Annotated in this window: 22 protein-coding genes; 13 read left to right on the forward strand and 9 right to left on the reverse strand. The window is 64.0% G+C overall.

From position 1 onward, the window contains the following. Positions 1-16: 16 nt before the first annotated feature. The 3 genes from JKF87_RS17545 to JKF87_RS17555 all read right to left on the reverse strand — a co-directional run bounded on the left by JKF87_RS17545 (position 17) and on the right by JKF87_RS17555 (position 3,046). Complete coding sequence (locus JKF87_RS17545) at positions 17-1,315, reverse strand: amidohydrolase family protein (protein ID WP_236261486.1); 1,299 nt, start codon at positions 1,313-1,315, stop codon at positions 17-19. Positions 1,316-1,472: 157 nt separating this feature from the next. After that, positions 1,473-2,105 (reverse strand): flavin reductase family protein, encoded by a 633-nt coding sequence (locus JKF87_RS17550; RefSeq protein ID WP_201101176.1) that lies wholly within the window; start codon positions 2,103-2,105, stop codon positions 1,473-1,475. Continuing rightward, entirely contained in the window at positions 2,105-3,046 is a 942-nt protein-coding gene (locus tag JKF87_RS17555; RefSeq protein ID WP_201101177.1) for a carbon-nitrogen hydrolase family protein, read from the reverse strand. The genes JKF87_RS17550 and JKF87_RS17555 overlap by 1 nt, the downstream gene beginning before the upstream one ends. Positions 3,047-3,151: 105 nt before the next feature. Here JKF87_RS17555 and JKF87_RS17560 point away from each other — a divergent pair, with 105 nt between their 5' ends. Both JKF87_RS17560 and JKF87_RS17565 read left to right on the forward strand, forming a co-directional pair. Further along, positions 3,152-4,282, forward strand: a complete 1,131-nt coding sequence (locus JKF87_RS17560; RefSeq protein ID WP_201101178.1) for a cupin domain-containing protein — start codon at positions 3,152-3,154, stop codon at positions 4,280-4,282. 12 nt (positions 4,283-4,294) lie between these two features. Then, entirely contained in the window at positions 4,295-5,206 is a 912-nt protein-coding gene (locus JKF87_RS17565) for a fumarylacetoacetate hydrolase family protein (RefSeq protein WP_201101179.1), read from the forward strand. 57 nt (positions 5,207-5,263) lie between these two features. Here the strand turns inward: JKF87_RS17565 and JKF87_RS17570 are convergent, their stop codons facing one another. From JKF87_RS17570 to JKF87_RS17585, 4 genes are all read right to left on the reverse strand, one after another. Then, entirely contained in the window at positions 5,264-5,671 is a 408-nt protein-coding gene (locus JKF87_RS17570; protein ID WP_201101180.1) for an acyl-CoA thioesterase, read from the reverse strand. Then, positions 5,668-6,171, reverse strand: a complete 504-nt coding sequence (locus JKF87_RS17575; RefSeq protein WP_236261487.1) for a MarR family winged helix-turn-helix transcriptional regulator — start codon at positions 6,169-6,171, stop codon at positions 5,668-5,670. Before JKF87_RS17575 ends, JKF87_RS17570 begins: the two co-directional genes overlap by 4 nt. Continuing rightward, positions 6,171-8,471, reverse strand: coding sequence for a bifunctional salicylyl-CoA 5-hydroxylase/oxidoreductase (locus JKF87_RS17580; RefSeq protein WP_201101181.1), 2,301 nt, complete (start codon positions 8,469-8,471; stop codon positions 6,171-6,173). The genes JKF87_RS17575 and JKF87_RS17580 overlap by 1 nt, the downstream gene beginning before the upstream one ends. Positions 8,472-8,537: 66 nt before the next feature. After that, complete coding sequence (locus JKF87_RS17585; protein WP_201101182.1) at positions 8,538-9,002, reverse strand: MarR family winged helix-turn-helix transcriptional regulator; 465 nt, start codon at positions 9,000-9,002, stop codon at positions 8,538-8,540. Between the two features lie 97 nt (positions 9,003-9,099). Between JKF87_RS17585 and JKF87_RS17590 the strand changes: the two genes are divergently transcribed. From JKF87_RS17590 to JKF87_RS17605, 4 genes are all read left to right on the forward strand, one after another. Beyond that, the gene (locus JKF87_RS17590; protein ID WP_201101183.1) at positions 9,100-9,888 is read left to right on the forward strand and encodes a cyclase family protein; all 789 of its coding nucleotides are present in this window, start codon (positions 9,100-9,102) and stop codon (positions 9,886-9,888) included. Positions 9,889-9,892: 4 nt separating this feature from the next. Continuing rightward, on the forward strand, positions 9,893-12,019 hold the full coding sequence (locus JKF87_RS17595) for an indolepyruvate ferredoxin oxidoreductase subunit alpha (protein WP_201101184.1): 2,127 nt from the start codon (positions 9,893-9,895) through the stop codon (positions 12,017-12,019). Next, on the forward strand, positions 12,019-13,473 hold the full coding sequence (locus tag JKF87_RS17600; RefSeq protein WP_201101185.1) for an indolepyruvate oxidoreductase subunit beta family protein: 1,455 nt from the start codon (positions 12,019-12,021) through the stop codon (positions 13,471-13,473). The genes JKF87_RS17595 and JKF87_RS17600 overlap by 1 nt, the downstream gene beginning before the upstream one ends. Positions 13,474-13,570: 97 nt before the next feature. Next, positions 13,571-14,170 carry a GNAT family N-acetyltransferase gene (locus JKF87_RS17605; protein ID WP_236261489.1) on the forward strand — a complete coding sequence of 200 codons (600 nt, stop codon included), beginning with the start codon at positions 13,571-13,573 and terminating at the stop codon, positions 14,168-14,170. A 196-nt stretch (positions 14,171-14,366) separates the two neighbouring features. Here the strand turns inward: JKF87_RS17605 and JKF87_RS17610 are convergent, their stop codons facing one another. Beyond that, a complete protein-coding gene (locus JKF87_RS17610) occupies positions 14,367-15,155 on the reverse strand; it encodes a hypothetical protein (protein WP_201101186.1) in 789 nt (262 codons plus the stop codon). Between the two features lie 140 nt (positions 15,156-15,295). Here JKF87_RS17610 and JKF87_RS17615 point away from each other — a divergent pair, with 140 nt between their 5' ends. The 7 genes from JKF87_RS17615 (at position 15,296) to JKF87_RS17645 (ending at position 23,638) form a co-directional block, all read left to right on the forward strand. Then, positions 15,296-15,592, forward strand: a complete 297-nt coding sequence (locus JKF87_RS17615; protein ID WP_201101187.1) for a hypothetical protein — start codon at positions 15,296-15,298, stop codon at positions 15,590-15,592. Between the two features lie 134 nt (positions 15,593-15,726). After that, positions 15,727-16,338: a helix-turn-helix domain-containing protein gene (locus tag JKF87_RS17620; protein WP_201101188.1), complete on the forward strand. Its 612-nt coding sequence runs from the start codon at positions 15,727-15,729 to the stop codon at positions 16,336-16,338. Then, positions 16,339-17,559: a type II toxin-antitoxin system HipA family toxin gene (locus tag JKF87_RS17625; protein ID WP_201101189.1), complete on the forward strand. Its 1,221-nt coding sequence runs from the start codon at positions 16,339-16,341 to the stop codon at positions 17,557-17,559. Positions 17,560-17,577: 18 nt separating this feature from the next. After that, positions 17,578-18,558 (forward strand): tetratricopeptide repeat protein, encoded by a 981-nt coding sequence (locus JKF87_RS17630; RefSeq protein WP_201101190.1) that lies wholly within the window; start codon positions 17,578-17,580, stop codon positions 18,556-18,558. Positions 18,559-18,885: 327 nt separating this feature from the next. After that, positions 18,886-20,295 (forward strand): TolC family protein, encoded by a 1,410-nt coding sequence (locus JKF87_RS17635; protein WP_307418345.1) that lies wholly within the window; start codon positions 18,886-18,888, stop codon positions 20,293-20,295. Continuing rightward, on the forward strand, positions 20,292-21,353 hold the full coding sequence (locus JKF87_RS17640; protein ID WP_236261490.1) for an HlyD family secretion protein: 1,062 nt from the start codon (positions 20,292-20,294) through the stop codon (positions 21,351-21,353). Before JKF87_RS17635 ends, JKF87_RS17640 begins: the two co-directional genes overlap by 4 nt. Then, on the forward strand, positions 21,338-23,638 hold the full coding sequence (locus JKF87_RS17645; protein WP_236261491.1) for an ABC transporter permease: 2,301 nt from the start codon (positions 21,338-21,340) through the stop codon (positions 23,636-23,638). Before JKF87_RS17640 ends, JKF87_RS17645 begins: the two co-directional genes overlap by 16 nt. 333 nt (positions 23,639-23,971) lie before the next feature. Here JKF87_RS17645 and JKF87_RS17650 read toward each other — a convergent pair. Then, a partial coding sequence (locus tag JKF87_RS17650; protein WP_370874361.1) for a transposase occupies positions 23,972-24,372 on the reverse strand: 401 nt, incomplete at its 5' end.

Below are 24,372 nucleotides of genomic sequence, written 5' to 3' on the forward strand. Positions count from 1 at the left end.
CTCGGATCGCGGTCGGCTAGTGCGCGGCGGCGGGCGCGTCGTGGCGAACCACGTCCCCGCCCTTCATGACGAAGTCGATCGTGCGCAGGGCGCTGATGTCCTTGGTCGGGTCGGCGCGCACGGCGACGATATCCGCATATTTGCCGACGGTGATGCTGCCGATGTCGGCGTCACGACGCATCATGCGCGCGGGCTGGATGGTCGCGGCCTGAAGCGCCTGCACGGGCGTCATGCCGGCGTCGACATACAGTTCGGCCTCGCGCACCGTCGCCGTCGTGCCCTCGTTGTCTTCGAACGGGAACTGGTCGGTGCCCAGAGCGATCGGCACGCCCATGCGGATGGCGGACTGCAGCACGGCCCAGTGGTCGCGGCCGACGCTGTCGACGCGCGCCAGGTACCAGTCAGGCGAACCGATGCGGCGATAGAAGTCCTTGGCCCCCGGCTGGCTGACCACGATGGTCGGCACCAGCCAGGCTTTCTGCTGCACCATGCGGCGCAGCACCGGCTCGGTCAGGTGATAGCCGTGTTCGAAACAGTCGATGCCGTATTCCAGCGCCTGCATGGCGGCCTCGGGCGAGCCGTTGTGGGCCGTGACGCGCACGCCGTTGCGGTGCGCCACTTCGATCAGGGTCGACAGTTCGTCATTGGTCATGGGGGCGGCGGCGATGTCGCCGTGCACGTCCGAAATGCCGCCGGAGATGGCGATCTTGATCCAGCTGGCGCCCTGTTTGATCTGTTCGCGCGCCGCGCGGGCGAAGGCGTAGGGACCATCCACCTCCAGGAAGCCGTGGCCCCCGGTCGGCACGATCAGCTCGCCCGCCGTTTCGATCCGCGGACCGACAGCCTCGCCACGCTCGATGGCGCGGCGCAGGGCGAAATCATTGCCGTGGCTTTCGGCGACCAGACGCACAGTGGTCACGCCTGCATGCAGAGACCGCCGGGCGTTGGCCGCCATCCGCAGCGCCTGCTGGGCGTCGGTTTCATTCTGCAATTCCGCGCCCGCCGCGCCCGGCAGCTTGAGCCCGAAATGGACGTGCATGTTCATCAGGCCGGGGATCAGCCAGCGGCCGTCCATCGGCACCACCTCGGCGTCCTGGGGCACCACGACCGAGGCGCGTGGGCCGATCTGCACGATCCGTTCGCCCTCGATCAGGACCACGGCGTCATTAAGCGTGGTTCCGTTTTCAACAGACACCACCGAACCGCCGACCAGCGCCACGCGCTTGTCCGCAGGCGCGGCGACAGCGGTCGATGCGGCGAAAGCCACCATCAAGGCGCAGCCTCGCAACCAGCGATTTAGGATCGATTTGCTCATTTTCCCCTCCGAAAACAGACCGGCTTTACGCGCCCCGCAGGATCACTTTAAAAGTCCGTTCGGAAGTAACAATGCAACAACAAGCCTCATGAAGTTGCGTTTTTCGCAACATACGGGGCGCGGCTTTCCGGCGCACCCGATCAGGCCGCAACCTGCGTCAGCGCGCCTGTTCGCAGAAATCCGCCCAGGCCGGACGATCGCGCCGCACCATGTCGGGTCGGCGCGCATACCAGCCCGCACCATGCATCCGCGCCATCAGGCCCATGGCCGCCGCATCGACATGCAGACGCTCGCCATCGACGAAACGGTCGTCGATGTGAAAAACCGTCACCTCGCCCAGCACCACGGTCGAGGCGTCGCTGACATCGATCCGGTGCTTCAGGCGGCATTCCATGCTGACCGGCGCCGAGACGATGCGCGGCGGCGCCACATCGATCGACGCCACCGTCTCTATGGCCCCGGCGTGCAGTTCGTCGATGCCCGGCGGCGCGTCGATGCAGGTGAAGTTCATCGCATCCAGATCGGCCTCGGCCACCAGGTTCACGACGAACTCGCCCGTCTCCAGAATATTGGCGCAGGTGTCCTTATAGGCGCCGTCAGGACGCCGCATCAGGCCCAGGGCCACCAAAGGCGGTTCCGCCGACATCATGTTGAAGAAGCTGTAGGGCGCCGCATTCCTGATCCCCGCCTTCGACAGGCTGGTCACCCAGGCGATGGGCCGGGGCGTGATCGAGGCGCTCATCAGCTTGTAGCGGTCGGCGGCGGCCAGACGGCTGAAATCGAACTGCATCAGCCCTTGCCGCCCTTCCAGGCGACCGGCGTCTGGGGCGCGGCGTTGACGCTGAGTTGGAACACATCCGGCCGCGAATAATGGCCCGCCACGTCGAAATCGTACTTGCCGCGCGTCACAGCCGACAGGTCGATGTCGGCGTAGAGGATCGTCTCGCCCGAATAGTCAGGTCCGGCCAGAACCTCGCCCAACGGCGCGACGATCATGCTGCCGCCGCGCATCAGGACCGTATCAGGATCGTCGCCCAGCGCGCAGTCATAATCGGCGGCGTAGGCGCCCCGACGGATATGCTGACAGGCAGACAGAACAAAGCACCGCCCCTCCAGCGCGACATGCTGCATCGTCGCGGCCCAGCCGTCGCGGTCGTCCGCCGTCGGCGCGCAATAGATGCCGATCCCCTGGTCGTACATCGCCATGCGCAGCATCGGCATATAGTTCTCCCAGCAGATCACCGCGCCGATCCGTCCCAGGCTGGTCTCGATCACCGGCAGGGTCGAACCATCGCCGAAGCCCCAGATCAGACGCTCGGCCCCTGTAGGCATCAGCTTGCGGTGTTTGGCGATCAGGCCCCGCGCGCCGTCGAAGAACAGGGCGGTGCAGTAAAGCGTGCCGCCGTCGCGCTCGATCACCCCCATGACCACAAAGGCCTCGGTTTCGGCGACCGCCTCGACCACCGCCGCGACCTCGGGCCCGTCCAGATCGACCGCCCCCTGATAATAGCGCTGATAGTCGGCGCGCCCTTCCGGCTTGCGCATTCCCACCGGCGTGCCGAACGACGCCCCCTTGGGATAGCCGCCCAGGAAGGCCTCAGGAAAAACGATCAGCCGCGCGCCCGCAGCGGCCGCTTCACGGATCAGGCCCGCCGCCTTGTCCGCAGAGGCCTGGGGATCATGTGGCGAAGACGCGGCCTGGACGACGGCGGCCTTGTAGGACGGGCTCATGCGGGTCTCTCCGATACCTCGACTGACGTTCTGCAGATTAGTTGCATTTGACAGTAAATGGAAGATATTTTAGACCTATAATATATTGACCGAAGGGAGGCGTCCATGTCCGCTGGCGGATATGATCAGTACCGGGAGGACGTCATCGGCCGCGCCAATGTCGCCGACACCCCCGCGCTCGTCGATTATTACAGACAGCTTTCCAGACTGGGCGTCGGCGCCCTGTGGACCGTCGCCAACAAGATCGAGCCGTGGGAGCCGGTTTCGACGTCAAAGCCGATGCTGTGGCGCTATGACGATCTGCGCGACCATGTGCTGAAGGCGCTGGAGCTGGTGACGCCGGAACAGGCCGGACGCCGCGTCATCTATCTGGAGAACGAAGGTCGCGCGGACGTGGTCGCCGCCGTCGGTTGGCTCTATTCCGGCCTGCAGGTGATGAAGCCCGGCGAATGCGCGTCCAGCCACCGTCACAGCGCCTCTGCCCTGCGCTTCATCATGGAGGGCAGCGGCGCCTTCACAAATGTCGACGGGCACAAGATGACCCTGGGCGCCAACGACTTCGTCCTGACGCCAAACGGCACGTGGCACGAACACGGCGTCGATGAATCGGGCACCATCTGCATCTGGCAGGACGGCCTGGATATCCCGCTGATGAATGCGCTTGAGGCCAACTTCTATGAGGTCCACCCGGACCTGAACCAGGCCATCGCCTACCCTATCGACGACAGCACGGCGACCTGGGCGGGGGCTGGCCTGCGCCCGGCCGGACACAGTTGGACGCGTCGCTATTCGCCCCTGCTGAAATACGAATGGGCGCCGACCTATGAGGCGCTGGAGAAGTTCGCGCGCGTCACGGACGGCTCGCCCTACGACGGCGTCCACATGGAATATGTGAACCCCCACACCGGCGGCTCGGTCATGCAGACCATAGGCGCGGCGATGCAGATGCTTCGTCCCGGCGAGCACACCCGCGCCCACCGCCATACCGGCAGCATCGTCTATCAGTGCGCCAAGGGCGCCGGATATTCGATCATCAACGGCCGCCGCTTCGACTGGAAGGAACGCGACATCTTCGTGGTTCCGTCCTGGGCCTATCACGAGCACGCCAACGCCTCGGACCGCGAAGACGCCTGCCTGTTCTCGTTCAACGACCTGCCGTCCATCCGCGCCCTGGGCCTCTATCGCGAGGAAGCCCTGAGCGAGAACGACGGCCGTCAACCCATTCTCTCTCGCTAGAAAGACCAGACCATGCGCCTTGTAACCTACCGCGCGTCCATAGAGGCGGAAGCCCGGCTGGGAGCCATCAGCGGCTCTCTGGTGGTGGACCTGCAACGACTGGGCGCGGCGACCAACACGCCGCTGCCGTCCACCATGCTGGAGTTCATCGACCTGGGCCCCAATGCCGTAACCATCGCCAGCGATCTGATCGCTGTGGTCAACGGCCTGTTCCCGGTCGGGGTCGCGACGCCGCTCGCCAATGTGAAGCTGCTGGCCCCCATCCCGCGCCCGCGCAAGAACATCTTCGGCATCGGCCTGAACTACACCGAACATGTCGCCGAATCCGCCCGGTCGCTGGACACCTCTGCGGACCTGCCGCGCCAACCGGTGATCTTCTCCAAGCCTCCGACCACGGTCGTCGGCCCCGGCGATCCCATCGTCCACAACGCCAAGATCACCCAGCAGCTTGATTGGGAAGTCGAACTGGCAGCCGTCATCGGCGTCGCCGCCAAGGGCGTGGCGCGTGAGGACGCCCTGGCCCACGTCTTCGGCTATACGGTCCTGATCGACATGAGCGCCCGCGACTGCCGCCGCGCCGGTCAGTGGATCTATTCCAAGGGCCAGGACACCTTCGCCCCCATGGGCCCGTGCATCGTCACCGCCGACGAGATCCCGGACCCGCAGACCCTGGACCTGAGCCTGTCGGTCAACGGCGTGCAGAAACAGTCCAGCAACACCGCCTATATGCTGTTCAAGGTCGATGAGCTGATCGCCGACATCAGCCAGGGCATCACCCTGGAGCCGGGCGACATCATCGCCACGGGCACGCCCGCAGGCGTCGGCGCCGGTCTTGATCCGCAGGAATGGCTGTGGCCCGGCGACACCATCGAAGCCGAGGTGCAGGGCATCGGCCGACTGCGTCACGCCGTCATCGCCGCCTGACGAAAAAAGGGGAGGACATCCGTCCTCCCCTTCTACTTTTGCATAGTCGCTCGACCTTCAGTCCGCCAGCAATGCCTCGATCCGCTCACGGATGTCCTGAGGCCATTCGACAGCCTTCTGCCGATCCAGGTCCATGCAGACCAGAACGGCGGATGCGCGGATGCGGTCCACGCCGCCGCCGGTGATCCCATATTCGATATTGCAGCTGCTGCGGCCGATGCGGGTGGGACGCACCGTCACCGACAGTTCGTCGCCCAGCATGCCCGGCGCCATGAACTCGCACTCCAGCTTGACCGTCGGCACGCCGGTGCGGCGGGTCAGGTGCATGGCGGCGAAGTCGGCGCCCATGTCGGCGAACCAGTCTTCCAGCACCGCATTCAGCATCTCGAAATAGCGCGGATAGAAGACGATCCCGGCGGGATCGACGTCGGCGAAACGCACCTTCAATCGGGTCTCGAAACTCATCCTTGTCCTTTTCCGGCGATGGACGCCTTTAGTGTCGCCAGCAGCCCGTAGAGCTGCGTCTGATCCTCGACGCCGACCTCGGCGAACACCCCGGCGATCCAGCGATGGTGCGCCGCCGCCAGTTGGTCGAACTGCGCCTTGCCCGCCGCGCTCAGCACCACGATGGACGAGCGCCGGTCCTCTGGATCGGCCCGCGCCTCCACCAATCCCTGCTCCTGCAGCTGGCGCACAATGGCCGTGACATTGCCGTTGGACACCAGCAGCGCGCGCGACAGCTGCCCCATGGTCTGGCCGTCCGGGTGCCGGTTCAGCGAGGCCATGACGTCGAAGCGCGGCAGGGTCGTGTTGAACTGATCCTGGAAATTGCGGCGCAGCATCTTTTCGATGGTCATGGTGCAGCTGAGCATCCGCAGCCACACCCGCACGTCCATCGGCCCGCTGGCCCCGCCGTCCAGCTTTTCCGGCATGGAGATCGAGGCCGGTCTAGTCTTGTCGTCCATCACCCACGCGCCATTTCCGCCTGTTTCTGGAACTGGCGAATAAGCTGATCCTGGCCTGAGCGATACGCCGCAGGCGTGCTGATCGCGCGCCCGGCCTGGGCTGCGGCGCGCAGGGTCCAGACCGGGTCGGCCAGATGCGGACGGCCCAGCGCCACCAGATCGGCGCGGCCCGCCGCCAGGATGGAGTTGGCCTGATCCGCCTCGGTGATGTTGCCCACGGCGATCACCGGCACGCCCGCTTCGTTGCGTATCTGGTCGGCCATCGGCGTCTGGAACATGCGGCCATAGACAGGGCGCGCCTTCGGATCGGTTTCGCCTGCCGACACGTCGATCAGATCGGCGCCAGCCGTCTTCAGGCGTCGGGCGATCTCGACCGCCTCGGTGATGGTGACGCCCGCCTCGCCCGCCCAGTCGGTCGCCGACAGGCGAACGGCCAGAGGCTTGGCCGCCGGCCAGACGGCGCGGACCGCTGCGACCACAGCCAGGGGGAAGCGCAGACGGTTATCCAGGTCACCCCCATAGGCGTCCGTGCGGTGGTTCATCAGCGGAGTGATAAAGCTGGACAGAAGCCCGCCATGACCGGCGTGGACCTCAAGCATGTCGAACCCTGCGGCATCCGCCCGCCGCGTCGCCGCGACGAAATCATCCAGAATCCGCGCCATGCCCGCCTCATCCAGCGGCTGGGGCGTCAGGCCGCCGTCACGCCACGGGCGGTCGGAAGCCGCGACCACCGGCCAAGGCTGGGCCAGGGGAACATCTATCCGACCGCGCGCATCAGGGGGCTGGCACGATCCGCGCGGCCCGGCGTGGCCGATCTGGGCGCAGGTGGCGGCGCCGTCATGACTGCGGGCCAGAGTATTGATCCGCGTCCAGACGTCGATCTGGACGTCGTCGTACAGACCAGGGCAGGTCGGGGTCATCCGCCCCTCGGGTGACACCGCCAGCGTCTCCGTCATGACCAGACCCGCCCCGCCCAGCACGCGCGCGCCATAGTGGGTCAGGTGGAAGTCTGTGGCCGCGCCGTCGTCCTGGGCCGCATAGACCAGCATGGGCGGCACCACGACGCGGTTGCTCAGGGTCAGGCCGCCGACCGTGAACGGCGTCAGCAGCGGTGGGGCGACGTCGTCATTGTCTGCTTCGTCTGCGAACCATTGCTCGATCTTGGACAGCCAGGCCTCGTCCCGCTGGCGCAGGTTCTCGTGGCTGACCCGCTGGCTGCGGGTCAGAAGCGAATAGGCGAACTGGCGCGGGTCGAACCCGGCGTATCGCTCAAGAGTCTCGAACCATTCGGTCGAGTTGCGGGCGCTGTTCTGGATTTTCAGAACCTCGACCTGACGCTCGTCCTGATACTCCGCCAGGGCTCTGGTCAGGTCGTCGCGGCCTTCCAGACCCGAACGGCTCAGCACCTCGGCCAGCTTGATCGCATCCTCCAGCGCCAGCTTGGTGCCCGATCCGATCGAGAAGTGCGCCGTATGCGCCGCGTCGCCCAGCAGGACGACATTGTCGAACGACCACCGCCCGCAGATCACCCGACGGAAGTTGATCCAGGCTGCCGAGCCGCGCAGGTGCGAGGCGTTTGTCAGCAGGGCGTGTCCGTCCAGATGGCGGGCGAAGATGCGTTCGCACAGGGCGATGGTCTCAGCCTGATCCAGATGCTCCAGCCCCAACGCTTCCCAGGTCTGGGGCGAGCACTCGACGATGAAGGTCGAATGGGTTTCGTCGAACCGATAGGCGTGGGCCCATATCCAGCCCGCCTCGGTCTGTTCGAAGGCGAAGGTGAAGGCGTCGAACTGTTTGGTGGTGCCCAGCCAGATGAACTTGTTGGCCCGCGTCTGGATGTCGACGTCGAAACGGTCCTCGTACTGGGTGCGAATGCGGCTGTTCACCCCGTCGGCGGCGACGATCAGATCATAGTCCGCAAAGAACGTCAGATCGGCGCTGAACTCATGCTCGAAATGCATGATGACGCCCAGCTCGCGCGCCCGTGCCTGCAGGATCTGCAGCAGCTTCAACCGGCCGATGCCGATGAAACCGTGCCCTGACGACCGCTCGGAAGCGCCGTCGATGGCCACTTCGATATCGTCCCAGTGCGCAAAGCTTGACATGATGGTTTCGGCGCTGACGGGGTCGTTGCGCGTCAGATTCCCCAGCGTCTGGTCCGAGAACACCACCCCCCAGCCGAAGGTGTCGCCCGCACGGTTCCGCTCGAACACATGGACCTCGTGCGAGGGGTCCCGCAGCTTCATCGAGATCGCAAAATAGATGCCGGCAGGTCCACCGCCGAGACAGGCAACACGCATTTTCAGACCCTCAAGTTAGTTTAGGCCTAAAATAGTTTTCGGCAGGAGGCAAGCCTGTCGCCGTGTTCAGCCCAGATTGGCGTGCAGACGGTTCAGCATTTCCAGCAGGCGTGTGAACTCGTTCTGCGAGAAGCCCGAGATCACCTGGCGATACAGGGGCGCCGTGAGTTTTCGCGCCGCCGCCAGCTTTTCGCGCCCCAGATCGGTCAGGATCACATTGGTGACGCGGCCGTCCTGCGCATCCGGCGCGCGCTCGACCAGACCCGCCTTCATCATCCGCTCGATGATGCGCATCATCGTCGACAGGTGGATGACCGCCGTCTTGGACAGCTGGCCGATGGAGCGCGGCGATTCCTCGCCCAGCACCATCAGGACGCGCCATGTCGGGATGTCGATTTCGATGGCCCGAAGCTGGGCCTCGATGATCACATTGTACCGGCTGACAGCGCGATTCAGCAGGTAGAAGGGGTAGGAATCCACACGAAAAGATTCCGATCCCGGATCGCCCAGCGCCCTGGGATCATCCGCCATGTCAAACTGCTCCCGTCATGATGGCCGTCGAATTTTTGTTGCGTTTGCAAGTTTATTGGACAAGGCTTGAGGTCTCACTGGGATAGAGGAGGGCAAGATGTCTACCCCAACGAGCCAAACCCTAAATCAATTCGCCGCCGCAATCGCCACCGGCGACATCCGGGTGATCGACCTGACCCAGACCCTTTCGGAGGACACGCCGACGCTGGTGCTGCCGCCCGAGTTCGGCCAGTGCGCGCCGTTCAGCCGCAATGAAATCTCGCGCTACGACGACCGCGGCGTCGCCTGGTACTGGAGCAACTTCACCGTCGGCGAGCATACCGGTACCCACTTCGACGCGCCGATCCACTGGGTCAGCGGCAAGGACCTGGCGGACAATACGGTCGACACTCTGCCGACGCAGGACCTGATCGCCCCCGCCGTCGTCATCGACTGCTCGAATGACTGCGCCGCCGACGCCGACTTCCTGCTGACAGTCGAACACATCACAGCCTGGGAAGCCGAGCATGGCCGCATCCCGCCCAGAAGCTGGATCCTGTTCCGCACCGACTGGTCCAAGCGCATCGGCGAGGCCTACACCAACCGTCGTGAAGACGGCGCCCATACGCCCGGACCATCCACCGACGCCGTGCGCTTCCTGGTCGAAGACCGCGACGCCCTTGGGTTCGGCGTAGAGACCATCGGCACCGACGCCGGACAGGCGCATCTGCTGACGCCGCCCTATCCCGCGCACACCCTGTTCCACGCGGCGGGCCGCTATGGCTTGCAGTGCCTGGAGAACCTGGACCTGCTGCCGCCGACCGGCGCCGTCATCATCGCCCCGCCGCTGAAGATCCGCGACGGGTCGGGCAGCCCCTTGCGCGTTCTGGCGCTCGTCGGAGCCTGAGGTCATGGCCGAGCGTTCGTTCAAGTCCGAGGTCCTGAAGCTGACCGCCTCTGAAGGGGAAACCTTCCGGGGCGAAGGCATCCTGGCCGTCACAAAGGCCCTGCTCCAGTCCGGCGTGGCCTATGTCGGCGGCTATCAGGGTTCGCCCATCAGCCACCTGATGGACGTCTTCGCCGACGCGAACGATCTGCTCGAAAGCCTGGGCGTCCACTTTGAGGCCAGCGCGTCGGAGGCCACCGCCGCCGCCATGCTGGCCGCCTCGGTGAACTATCCGTTGCGGGGCGCGGTGGCCTGGAAATCGGTGGTCGGCACCAATGTCGCCTCCGACGCCCTGTCGAACGTGGCGTCCGGCGGCGTGAAGGGCGGCGCCCTTATCATCGTCGGCGAGGACTATGGCGAAGGCTCCTCGATCATGCAGGAGCGCACCCACGCCTTCGCCATGAAGTCACAGATGTGGCTGCTGGACCCGCGCCCCAACCTGCCCAGCATTGTCGACATGGTGGAGAAGGGGTTCGAACTGTCGGAGGCCTCCAACACCCCCGTCATGCTGGAGCTGCGGGTCCGCTCCTGCCACATGACCGGCGAGTTCACCGCCCGCGACAACCGTCGTCCGCCCCTGACCGTGTCTGAAGCGGCCGCCGCCCCGACGCGCGACCTGAACCGCATCGTCCTGCCGCCCGCCAACTTCCTGCACGAAGTCGAGAAGATCGAGAAACGTTGGCCGGCGGGCATCGCCTTCGTCCGCGACAACCATCTGAACGAACTGTTCGGCCCCGAAGAGGGCGACATCGGCGTCATCGTCCAGGGCGGACTCTACAACAACCTGAACCGCGCGCAGGAACTGCTGGGCCTGTCCAACGCCTATGGCGACAGCGAACTGCCGATCTACTGCCTGAACGTGGCCTATCCGCTGATCCCGGAAGAGGTCGTCGCCTTCTGCCGCGGCAAGAAGGCGGTGCTGGTGCTTGAGGAAGGCCAGCCCGAGTTCATCGAGCACGAACTGAACACCCTGGTTCGGCGCGGCGATCTGCAGACCCGCATCGTCGGCAAGGGCGTCATGCCACGCGCAGGCGAATACACCAGCGACGTCATCCGCAAGGGTCTGATGAAGTTTCTGGAGGAATGGCGGCCGTCCCGCGCCCTGCCCCAGAGCGTGCAGACGCCGCTGGACCCCACGACCGCCTCACAGATTCCAGCCCGGCCTGCAGGCTTCTGCACGGGCTGTCCCGAACGCCCGATCTTCACCGCCATGAAGATGGTGGAGCGCGAGATCGGCCCGACCCACGTCTCGGCGGACATCGGCTGCCACCTGTTCTCGATCCTGCCGCCGTTCAACATCGGCAACACCACGATGGGATACGGATTGGGCGGCGCCGGCGCCTCGGCCTTCAAGCCCAAGGATCGCAGGGCCATCGCCGTCATGGGTGACGGCGGCTTCTGGCATAACGGCCTGACATCCGGGATCGGCAACGCCGTCTTCAACAAGGACGATTCCGTCACCCTGATCGTGGACAACGGCTATTCCGCCGCGACCGGCGGTCAGGACATCCTGTCATCCCGCGCCGACAACCGCGTCCGAAGCACGCGCAACCCCATCGAAAAAGCGGTGCGCGGGATCGGCGTCGACTGGGTCCGCTCGATCAACCGCACCTATGACCTGCGCAAGATGCGCGACGCGCTGAAAGAGGCCCTGACCACCAAGGAGGCTGGACCGAAGGTCATCATCGCCCAGTCCGAATGCATGCTGAACAAACAGCGGCGCGAGAAGCCGCTGGTGCGGGCCGCTATCAAACAGGGCCGTCGTGTGGTGCGCGAGCGCTTCGGCATCGACCCCGACACCTGCACAGGCGACCACAGCTGCATCCGCCTGTCGGGCTGCCCTTCGCTGTCGATCAAGCCCAACCCCGACCCCTTGCGTCAGGACCCCATCGCCCATGTCGACAACAGCTGCGTCGGCTGCGGCCTGTGCGGCGAGGTCAGCCACGCCGCCGTCCTGTGCCCCAGCTTCTATCGCGCCGACATCGTCTCCAACCCCGGCGCGTGGGAGCGGTTCGCCTCGCACATCCGCCAGGCGGTGATCGGCTTTCTTCAAACCCAGGACAATCGCGCCCGCGCGGCCAGAGCTTTCTGATGACCGACCAAAGACAACGTATCGGCATCGCGATCCTGGCCCTGGGCGGTCAGGGCGGCGGGGTTCTCGCAGACTGGATTCAGGAGGTCGCCCGCGCAGAGGGCTGGCTGGCCCAGGGCACCTCGGTGCCGGGCGTGGCCCAGCGGACCGGATCGACCGTCTATTATGTCGAACTGGCGCGTCAGACCGGAGAGCGGGCGCCCATCATGGCCCAGATGCCCGCGCCCGGAGACGTCGACATCGTCATCGCCTCGGAGCTGATGGAGGTCGGCCGCGCCCTGGTGCGCGGCTTCGCTAGCCCCGACCGCACCACCCTGATCGGCTCAACCCACCGCATCTACGCCATCTCTGAAAAGTCGGCGATGGGCGACGGGCGCGGCGACGGCGACAAGATCATCGAGGCCGCGCACAAGCGCGCCCAGCGTTTCATCGGCTTCGACATGGAGGCCGCAACCGATCGCTCCGGCAGCGTGATCAGCTCGATCATGTTCGGCGCTCTGGCGGGCAGCCGCGCCCTGCCCTTCGCGCGCGAAACCTTTGAGGCCGCGATCCGCCACAGCAAGATCGCCGTCGAGAGCAATCTGAAGGGTTTCGACGAAGGCTATCGCGCCGCCCAGGCCCCGGTCGCCCTGCCCGAACAGGTCGACCACGACACCCCGACGCCCTCCACCGAGGCCGGACGCGCCCTGTACGCGCGCGTACAGAAGACCCTTCCCCGCCCAGCGCACCGCAATACGCTGCACGGCCTGCATAAACTGCTCGACTATCAGGGCCCGCAGTACGGAACCCTCTATCTTGATCGGCTGGAGCGGATCGCGCGACTGAACGGACCTGACGTCCTGATCGTCGAAGCCGCCCGTCACCTGGCCCTTTGGATGGCCTATGAAGACACCATCCGCGTCGCCGACCTGAAGACCCGCGCCAGCCGCATCGACCGCGTCCGCACCGAGGTCAAGGTTGGCGACAGCCAGTTGCTGGGGGTGACCGAGTTCATGCACCCGCGCCTTCAGGAAGTCTGCGAAACCCTGCCCGCCGGGCTGGGTCGTGCGATCCTGAAGAATGCAACGATGCGCCGCATTCTGGAGCCCTTCTTCCGTGAAGGCCGCTATGTGAAGACCAGCAGCCTGCCCTGGTTCCTGGTCCTGCGCACCCTCGCCAGCCTGCGCCCCATTCGCCCCCGCTCCCTGCGCTATGTCGAGGAGCAGGCCCGGATCGAGGACTGGCTGGAACGCATCGAACGCGCCGCGCCGATCGAACCCGACCTCGCCCTGGAGATCATCCTGTGCCAGCGCCTGATCAAGGGTTACGGCGACACCTTCGAGCGCGGTCTGGCCAACTACACCCAGATCATGGCCGTCAGCGCTCGCCCCGACGTGACGGCCCAACAACTGCGCACCCTGCGCGACCTGGCGCTAAGCGACGACCGGGGCGAAGCCCTGAAGGCGGCACAATAGAGCCGGTCTGAGCAGCGGCTACGCCGGCACCCCCAAGGATTACCAACGATCCGCTTTCTCATCCCACAGCCTGCGACAACAAGCGCCCGCGCGGAGCATGGACACAGGCCGTGGCGATTACCAGATGGCGGCAATGCCTAGCCTAGATTACTTCCCTCTGGTCACTGACCGCCTGACCCTTAGACCAATCAGAGCCGCCGACTTCCCCGCCTACGCCACCTATCACGGCCGCGCGGATGTCTATCGCTTCCTCTACGCGGCGCCGCCGCAGAACCAGGCGCTTGAAGCCCAGTTCTTGGACGCTACGCAGCCGAAATTCGCCGAAGATGGAGACGTCTTCCGCCTGGCCGTCACCTTGACGGGCAAAGACGAAATGATCGGCGAAGTTCTGCTCAAGCTGGCCAATCAATCGGCCGCGCAGGGGGAAGTCGGCTATATCTTCAACCCCGCCTGGGCCGGACACGGTTATGCCGTCGAAGCGGTAAAGGCCCTGGTGCGCGTGGGGTTTGAACAAGCCGGGCTGCATCGGATCTTCGCACGCCTCGACGCGGCGAACGCTGGCTCGGTCGCCTTGATGCGGCGCCTCGGGTTTCGACGCGAGGCGCACCTGATCCAGAACGACTGCTTCGACGGCATCTGGGGCGATGAGTTCATCTACGCCCTCCTTCGATCCGAGTGGATGGCGCGCCCCGCGTAACGCCTCGTCGCCTTTGAGACAGGTCTCGCCTATATAGCGCCCCTCACACCCGGCCTGGCCCCGCCATGTTCTGGACGGGAGCTTCGACCAGGCCGCCATTTTCCTGTGCGCTCCGTGTGCGCTGAGATATTGCTCAAACAATGCCCCAGAACCAATCCCGCAAACTCTCCGTCGCCCCGATGATGGATGGTGCTGATTATGGTGTGTAATCAGTAGGTTGTGGGGCGACGTGTGCAAAATTTGCACACGCAGTTCTGGTTTTCTTTCCTTTTCGTTCTCGCGAACGAGCACGAATTCCCACGTCAATGACTCGGCGGCCCACGGAGACCGCGCTTCGTCCGCTGCCGTTGGCAGCTGCTCCCGGTAGCTTTCTAGTTGTGCCGTCCCTTTGACCGTGAGCTCCATGCAGACGGTGTTCACAGCGGTCGGGGCGACTCAAGCGTCTGTCGATCGCGGATAGATTCAACATGTCGATATAGAAGTTCGAATCGCGCCGGGCGCGCCACTTCGGTTTAAAACCGAGAACTCCGCCAGCGGCGGCGTAACTCCCACCATCGCTAGACGCCAAGGCCCGCAGAAGCTCGGTTCGTGAGCCGATGATGCGCGCCTCGGTCTTGCTGATGACCTCCACGCGCTGCGTTAGGGCCCGCAGGTGATCCCGACGATAGCCGCTGGTGCGATCCCGTAGCTTGCGCCGTGCGGCGGTGGCGAAGCGCGCCAAGGCGTCCGGTGTGATCGTCGGCGCCAGCCGCTCCACAGACGCGCTGATTCGCTCAGCGTCTGCTCTGGCCTGATCGCGGACGCCGGAGAGTTCAGCGACCCGATCCTTCAGCGAGGCGTCGTCCGGCGACAGCAGACCGTTCTCGATAGCTTCGTAGAGCCGATTGAGCTTGGCCTCGGCCTCAGTGGCGCGCTTGCGCATCTCCGCGACATGGCCGCGCCTCTGGTCAGCCCATTCCTCCCGACGATCCAGAAGTTGCTCCATTAACGCCGCGAGACGCTGCGGATCGGCGGAACAAAATAGCTGCTGAGCACGCGGACTTTTCAACCGATGCCTATCGAGCGGTAGCCAAGGATTTCTACACGGACTTGCGGGAGACGTGGGAGCGCTTCGTTGAGGAGGTATTGCTAGGGAAGACCGTTGAGCGCTTTAACTCTGAAGTGAAAACGCAGAGCCTCAAGAATGTTGTCGTCGAAGATTCGGACTACAAGACGGTCTATTGGGCGATGAAGCGCGTTTCCGAACGTTCTGGCCATGACATGGCTGCCGGAAAGAACGTTCCTGCGCCTACGCCTGATGACATGAAAGCCGACCTAGACGAGCTTGAGACCTTCCGTATTCAGGTTGCCAAGCGCGGAAAGGATCAAGCGAAGGTTCGCGAGGCTCTGGAGGAAGCGCCCAAGGCTCAGGTGTTTGGCTAGGTTCGCTTGCGCCCATCAGGTCGTGTGATATATAAAAACATATCAAACGTCATTTTTGATATGTTTTTATATATCAGAAATTGACATTTCCATCCTCCGTGTGATATGTAATGCGGCATCAAAGGATGTGTTTGATGCGGGATAATATATCGAAGCTGTACAGCCTTGAGCAAATAGCCAGCGCGCTCAAAGAGGCTCGCCACAATAAAGGATGGAGTCAGCGTGAGCTGAGTGCTCGTTCGCGCATTGCCCAACCGCAGATTTCGCGGTTTGAAAATGGCGATGTCGACATGCAGCTGTCGAGCCTGATCGAGTTGGCCAGGACGCTCGATCTCGATCTCCAGCTTGTCCCCCGCTCAGCCGTTCAAGCGGTCGCTGCGGTCGTGAAGGAGCGCGAGGGGGAGGCCGAAGAGGCGGCGCTACGCAAAACGCTCAAACGCCTTATCCAGGTGGTCAGCACCTTTGAGCAGACGCACCCTCATCTGACGAGCATTTTGCACCTCAAGGATGCGGCGCTCGAAGTCGAGGAAATGGCTTATATCCTCGTCCCGAAAGCGGCCAATCAGGTGATCGGCGGCGTCGCCCAACGTCTCGAAGATTTAGCAACAACCAAAAAACGGTCGCCTGCCCGGTTCTCCCGCGACATCAAGGCCGCAACCCACGAGCTGCGCACCCTGCGCAACATCGCCGTGCACGGCCAAGGCCTCAAGCAGATGCCAGCCTATAGCCTCGATGAGGAGGACTAGATGGCCGCTGACGTTCTTGAAGTTCTCCTTGGTGGCCGACCGATTGGCGCACTCACCGCACTCAACGGGGACCGTTCGGTGTTCTCGTTCACGGATGAGTATGCCGATGACGCCGCGCGGCCGACGCTCAGCCTCTCGTTCAAAGATGCGCATGGCGGCCTGATCCGCGACTTCAACCACCAGCAAACCCGGCTGCTGCCGTTCTTCTCGAACCTGCTGCCGGAAGGATCGCTGCGCGACTACTTGGCGAAGCGTGCCCATGTGAAGGTCGTGCGGGAATATCCACTGCTCGAAGTGCTTGGGCCGGATCTACCCGGCGCGGTCACTGTCCGCCCGGCTGGGGCGGGGACGGTTGACGATGAGGAGCTGCCGGAAGCTGTCCAGGCGAAGCCGGGGAAAGGCCCGCTTCGCTTTTCGCTGGCGGGCGTGCAGCTCAAGTTCTCAGCAGTCGAAAAGGCGCGGGGCGGGTTGACCATCCCGGCGAGTGGTGCGGGCGGTGACTGGATCATCAAGCTGCCTTCAACGCGCTTTGCCGGCGTATCCGAGAACGAGTTCTCGATGATGAAATTGGCAAGCGGGATGGGCATGGATGTGCCGGAAGTCCGCCTCATGCCGCTGGATGAAATCGAAGGCTTGCCCGACGGGATCGGCAAGATCGAGGAGGGCGCCTTCGCTATCCGTCGTTTCGATCGCACGGGTGATGGCGGTCTGGTTCATATCGAGGACTTCGCCCAGGTCTTCGGCATCTATCCCGAAGACAAGTATGGAAAGGGCAGCTACCGCTCGATCGCACGGGTGCTCTGGATCGAAACGGGCGAGGCGGGCATCCGCGAGTTCATCACGCGGCTCATATTCAACACCCTCATCGGCAATGCCGATATGCACCTCAAAAACTGGTCGCTCATCTACCCGGGTGGCAGGACGCCGCAGCTCGCTCCAGCCTACGATTTCCTGTCGACGACGGTCTACATTCCCGACGATAGCATGGCGCTGCGGTTTGGCCGCTCCAAGCTCATGACCGATCTGAGCATCGACGAAATCACCTACATGGCCGCCAAGGCGGGGCTCCCGGAAACCTTGGCGCGGACGGCGGCGCTCGAAGCCGTCGAACGCTTCCGGGATGTTTGGCCGCGGGAGCGGGCAAACCTTCCCGTCTCGAAGGATGTAGCGGCAGAGATTGAACGGCTGCTGGCGGCGGTGCCAATCGCCAGCGGTCGATAAGCGAGCGCTGGGGGCGACATGCTGAAATGGCTGTTCGGAGCCAAAGAGGGTTCGGCTGAGACGGCCACGCGCGCCTCAGCCGGTCGCCGCATTCGCCGACAAACTCTGGACGACAGCCTTGGCAGCATTGTCCATATCCCGGAGCTGAAGTTCATCGGTCACTGTGTCCAGTCACCGAATGGGCGCTACGCGCTCCTCTGGCGGGACGGCAACGACGAAGGGACAAGGGGCGGGGCCAGAGAATCTGGCTTGGGCCGCTACTATCTCATTGATGGCGATGTCGTCGTGGCTGAGGGTCGGGTCGAGCGGCCTAACAGCGGCCATGTTGCGGACAACGGCACTTTCACCCTCAACGACTGGCGGTTCACCTCCGCGCTCTGCGGGAGGTTCCTCGCCTTCCGCGCGGACGGTAGCCCGATCATCGCCCGTGATTTTGCGGCGAACATCTATGAGAGCGGCTTGTCACCAGACGGGCGTTTGGCCGTCTGCCAAGCGTGCAATGCGCCAAACTCTGAGGATAGTTCGCGGCTGGTCATCTTCGACCTCGAAGCCGGGGTTGAGACAGGGAGCTGCGTGCCGGAGTCGGGCTGGGCGGCCAGCTACGAGTTTCCGACGGATCGGCCCGTTGTGCGGCTGGTCTATCTCAAGGGTGAAGGCTTCGATTACGGCCTCGACGGCACGTTCCTGGAGCGAGAAAAATGGGTCGAGGCGTCCCTTGCCAAGGGTGACGTGTATGTCGTCCATCGCCTGCTGCGCGCTGCCGGCGACGTGCCGCCGCCGGATTTGGCGAACCGATGCGTGCTGAGCCTCGACAGTTTCCTTGTCAACGCAGGTGATCCCGACCCGCGCACGCGGGCCTTGGCGCTAAAACTCAAAGGTTCCTGCCTTGAGGTCTTGGGCGACTATCCCGGTGCGCTGCGGAGCTACGATTCAGCTCTGGCGCTCGATCCGAGAATCGGTGTGAAGCGTCGCGCCGACCGGATGCGAAAGGAGCTCTAATCTCCCAACGTCCGCTTTGCGCAAGGGTCCGGTGGCACCGCTTTTGACTCCAAGGCGAACTAAGGGATGTCAGCTTCTAGCCAATTAACCTTCAACGGCGTGCGCTCGATAACGAGGATAGGGCTGGACCTTTGGCCGATTTCGCAACGCCAGTTGCTGGACGTAACGGCTGCGCTTGAGTTATTTGGTCGTTCCTGACGGCGGGGTGAAACGATGCGTGCAGCTTGGATCGGTTCAGTTGCTGTCGGCGTTTTGGCCGGATCAGCGCCGAACGCCCTTGCGGCGGTCTCCCAAGTTCAGGCCGCGCCCCAAGAGGCGGCCCAAGGCGTGGCCACAGTCGCTCTGACCTTTGCGGCTGCTCAACAACGTTTGCGCTCCAATTCCAGTCTCGGTCGCGCTGCGGGCTATGGGATGCAGGCCGCGAGGGCCCAGGCGGATGTGGCTGCCGGGCTGAATCGGCCGACCGTAGCGCTCGATGCTCAGTTGATCCGTTATCGCAAAACATTCGATCTCTCGCTGGGTGACACGCTGGACCGCGCGCAGGCCGAGCTCGGCGCCGCCATTCCTGGGCTCATCGCGGACTTGCCCGGTGTGCCGGGTGACATGTTGCAGAGTGTCGGTCAGCGGCTGGAAGCGGCGCTTCCCGAATTTTTCGCCGCCTTGCCGCAAGACGTCCGACTGCAGATCGACGACACGACCTTTCGCCCCACAGTGACGGCGCTTCAGCCGATCTACACCGGCGGCGCAATCCCAGCCTTACGACGAGCGGCGTCGGCCAATGTGGATCTGGCGCAGGCGAAACAGCAGGAAGCGGTCAGTCTGGAGGACGTAAATCTGGCGCGGGCTTACTTTGGCCAGGTGCTGGCAGCCGAAGCACTGAAGATCGCACGGGAGACCCGTGACGGCTTCGATCTGCATTTGCGCAACGCTCGACTGCTGGAATCGCAAGGCGTGCTCAGCCACGCCCAGACGCTTCAGGTGGAAGTCGCCCGCGATGCGGCGCAGCGGCAGGTCAACAGGGCCGAACTGGAGCACGACAACGCCGTGGCGTCCCTCGCCAGAGTCGTTGACACCAATGACGCCGTCGTTCCCACCACGCCCCTGTTCGTAAACCGCGACCCAGTCGGTCCCGCCGGCGTGTTTCTTGACCAGGCAAGCCAGGCGAACGCTCGCCTTGCGCAGGCTCAAGCCGGGCGCGATCTGGCCGAGGCGGGCGCCGATCTTGCAGCGTCACGAATGAAGCCGTCCGTCTATGCATTCGGAACCTACAACTTGAATCCAGACGACGCTCTGCCGACCGAGCCGGATTGGGCGGTAGGGATCGGCGCCCGCTACACTCTGATATCGACGGTGGATCGACGACGCATGCTGGGCGCAGCGCGCGCTCAGGCCTCGGCTGCTGCGGAGGTGGAACGACAGGCTCGAGACGACGCCCGATTGCTGGTCACGCGAGCCTATAATCAGGCGGAATTGGCGCGTCGTCAGTTTTTGAGCATGGACAGCAGCCTGCAGGCCGCCAGCGAGAATCTTAGGGTTCAGGAGGTTGGGTTCCGTGAAGGCGAGGCCACTGCCGCCTCGGTCGTTGACGCCCGCAATCTTCTGGGGGGCGCGCGTTTGCAACGCGCGGCAGCAGCTTTCGAATATGATCTCAGTCTGGCCGCCCTGCTAGCGGCGTCGGGAAGCGATCTGACCTTGAACGACTATCTGCAACGCGAAGATCGGATCAGCGCGCCATGAGCGATACGCCTCCCTTTGCCGATGCCCCGACAAACGGTGCGCCGACCATTGCGGCCGGTCGTACGTCTGCACGACGACGCGTTCTGCCTGTGATCGTAGGCGTCGGTCTCGTGCTGCTGATCGGCTTCATCATCGTGGGCCTCTTCCTTGCGGCGCGTCCTGCCAAGGATCAGGTTCAGGGCATGGTCGAGGCCGAAACCTTCACCGTTGCGACCAAGGTGCCCAGCCGCGTGGAGCGTTTCCTCGCGTCACAGGGCGATCACGTGAAGGCAGGTCAAGAGTTGGCTCTGATGAGCAGCCCGGAGGTTGCAGCAAAGGAGGCTCAAGCCCGCGCCTTGCTTCAGTCGAGTGAGGCCATTCAGTCGATGAGCCGCGAAGGCGCTCGCCGCGAAGATGTGAAGTCGGTCGAGTCCGTCTGGCGCGCCGCTCAGGCGACGGCTCGTTTGGCGGACCAGACTGCGCGGCGGGCGGAAAATCTGTTCGCCGAAGGCGTGATTTCCGCCCAACGCCGTGACGAAGCCGTGGCCGCTCGCGCTGCTACAGCCTCGCAGTCCGAAGCCGCCCGTCAGCAGTATCTGAAGGCGTTGGCAGGGACACGGCCGCAGGAAAAATCCGTTGCCGATGCCAATGTGCAAGGCGCGCAGGCCGCAGTCGCCGAGGTCCAAAGCCTCCAGGGTGAGACACGACTGCTTGCTCCAAACGACGGCGAGGTTGCGGAGCGTTTCGCCAATGTCGGCGAGCTCGTGCTCACGGGCGTGCCAGTCTTCACAATCGTGGACATCGGCGACCCTTGGGTTACGTTCAGTGTGCGCGAGGATCAGTTTCGCGATCTGAAAATCGGCGCGATCGTGCGTGGCGATGTGCCCGCACTCGGCCTCGCTGACGTCGCCTTCCGGATCACCGCCATCAATCCTCAAGGTGAGTTCGCCACCTGGCGCTCAACCCGGCAGTCGAGCGGCTATGACGTGCGAAGCTTTCAGGTCAAGGCCAAGCCTGTTCGACCTGTCAGCGGCCTGAGGCCTGGCATGAGCGTGCTGTTCGATTGGTCCGCACGGTGAGACGCCTCGCGGCCGTCTTCGTATCGGCCGTTCGGGACGAGGCGCGCGTCCTGGTGAGCCGACGGTGGGACGCGTTCGTCGCCTTTGGCCTGCCACTGATCCTGCTGATGGTCATCGCGACGATGCTGGCCCCTGGAGTGATCCGTCAGGCCCCGGTCGCCGTGGTCGATCAGGACAATTCGGTCTTCAGCCGCGCCGCAATTCGCAACATGGAGGCGAGCGCCGGTGTTCGCGTGACCCATGCTCCGGCGACGATGACGGAGGCCATGGCCTTGATGCGACGGGGCAAGATTTACAGCGTCGCTCATTTCCCAGCAGGTTTTTCTGACGGGGCGTTTCGTCGGCCGGAACAGGTGACCGTGTCGTTCAATGGCGCCTTCCAGACGGTCGGCGCCTTGTCGGCCTTGGGGCAGAGCGCGGCCATCGCATCAGCGGCCGGCCAGCAGTTGCAAGAACGCGCGCGCCAGAGAGGATTGCCCGAAACCGCATTGCAACACCCCGCTGTTCAGGTGTCGATCGTCGGCAATCCGCAGCTCAGCTTCGAGCTTTTTCTCGGCGGACTTCTGGCGCCGGGTGTCCTTCATCTGCTGGCGGCTTGTTCCGCGGTGTTGGCGGTTGGTCGGCAAATGCAGGGCGGCTCATTCAAACGCTTCAAGGCCGAGATGGGCGGCTTCACGACGACAGCTCTGATCGGGCGACTCATTCCGCACTTCGTGATCTTCAGCCTGTGGGGGTTGGCCTGGATCGCCTGGCTCGGCGGCGTCCGGGGCTGGGGTGTAGCAGGCTCTCTCCCTTTGCTGATCGTTGGCATACTCGCCTTGATGGCGGTGAGCGTTGTCTTGTCGGCTTTTCTGGTCTCTGCGCTTGGCGAGGTGGATATGGCGTTCTCGGCCACCGCCATCTATTCGGGCGCGGCTATCGCCTTTTCCAACGGCACTCTCCCGTTGGACCATGGGCCGCGCTTCGCCCGGATCTGGAGCGATATCCTTCCCTATACGCACTATCTACGGCTGCAGACGGGCCAGCTGGTCACGGGTGCGACTTCCGCATCGGCATGGCGAGACTTGATGATTCTGAGCGGCGTCACCGTCATTGGTCTTCTTCTATCGGCGCTTTTCATCCGGGTACGAGCGCGTCTTGTCCCCAAGCCTGAGGATTTGAACTTTCCGCTTCCGCAACAGGGCGTTATCGCCGCCTTCGCCGCGACGTTCCGGAACCTGCCGAGTGCGCGGCCGGTCAGCAGTCTGCTGATCTTGGCCGTCGTCCTTTACGCCTTTTACTATCCGGCCGCCTATGCCGGACAGGCCGCGACGGGACTGCCCATCGCCATAGCGACACCGACGCAGACCGCGCTGACGCGCACTCTTGTCGAAGACCTGAATGCTTCGCGCGAGATCGAGGTCGCCGCCGTGATTTCATCCCCTGCTGAGGGCTTTGAACTGATGCGGCGGGGCGTGGTCGATGGGGTCGTCGTCCTGCCTCAGCGTTTTGAGCCCGATCTGGTCAGGGGGGCGCCGACGGGCGTGGCCATCTGGCTGAACGGCGGTTATCTGGTTCGTGTCACAGCGGTCGGCAGAGCCGTCGCCGCCGCAACAGCGCAGGTCGCCGAGGCGCAGTTGAAAGGGCTGCCTGATATCGCCCGCGCCGTCAGATTAGCGCCGACCCTGAAGCAGGTTTCCCTCTTCAACCCGACGGAGGGCTACGGCGGTTACGCCGTGCCGGCGGTCAGTCTTATCATCTTGCAGCAGACGCTATTGCTGGGAGCCGGCGTGATCACAGCCGTGCGTCGAGAGACCGGCGCGGCTAGGCTGAAACGCAGCGCGCGCTTCGGTCTGTGGCTGGCGCTTACGGCGATTGGGACAGCCTCCAGCCTCTTCTATTTCGGTTTCGTGTTCTGGTTTCAGGACTATCCCCGCGCAGGCAACCTGATCGGCGTCCTACTGCTAGCGCCAATTTTTTCAGCGGCGGTCGCCGCTGTGGGTCTGCTTCTAGGCGCGCTTTTCGATCGCCACGAACGGGTCTTGCAGGTTCTGGTCGGCACTTCCGCGCCCTTGTTCTTCTTGTCCGGCGCTGCGTGGCCGCATTTCATGATGCCTGAAGGTCTTGTCTGGCTCGCGCATTTTTCACCGTCTACCGCTGCCGTTCAGGCTTTTGTTCGCCTGAACGCCATGGGCGCCAGCCTTTGGGAAGTCTCAGGTTTGGCAGCCATTCTGACAGGCCTCGCTGTCATCTATGGCGGGGTCTGGGTCGTGTGTGGAACATTGCGTTCTGACCTGCGTCGATGACGTCAGGCGCCAACAAATCCGTTAGCTCGGGAGGAACAAAAAACTCTATCTCGACATCGGAATGGATGGCGACACTGCGGATGTCGGATCGTATGGCGCTTTGGCTGACATTCGCACTATCCATCGAAGGTGAACTGTTCAAACATCGGCGACGGGCCTAGATCAGAACTCAACGAACAATCAGTAACCAGGCCCACGCCGAGCTTCTATGTCGCGTTCTTGCAAAGCCGCCAATGTCCGCTTCTGGCGGATACCGTTGAAAAAGTCGGCAGGCTGACGAGGCGGCTCGGCTGATTGGTCAGGCGGTGACGAGATCGCGGGGCTCGGGGGCCTTCAGGCGGACACCGGGGCGGTCTGCAACTGGATCAGACGGGCCATTTTACGCAGGTTCTGGGCGGTGGCGGCGAGTAGGAACTCGTCGCGGGCGCCGCAGGGACCGCGAAGGCGCAGCCGGTCCAGCCGGAGGATGCGCTTGAGGTGGGCGAACAACATCTCGACCTTCTTCCGCTCGCGTCGGGAGGTGACGTAGGCGTCGGTCCTGGCGATGTCGCGGGCGACGTCCCTGGCGTCTTCGTGGATGGAACGGGTCACCTTCCGAGCCGGCCCGTTGGGGCAGCAGTTGGGTTTGAGCGCGCAGGCTGTGGATCGGCGTGGAAAAGGGACCCCGTTAGCGGTGTGATCGGCGTCGAATAAGGACCCCTCATTCCTGAGGTCTAACGGTGGCGGCTTGGCGG

Origin of the sequence: Brevundimonas nasdae (assembly GCF_016654005.1) — a bacterium.
In the GTDB taxonomy this organism is placed as follows: Bacteria; Pseudomonadota; Alphaproteobacteria; order Caulobacterales; family Caulobacteraceae; genus Brevundimonas; species Brevundimonas nasdae.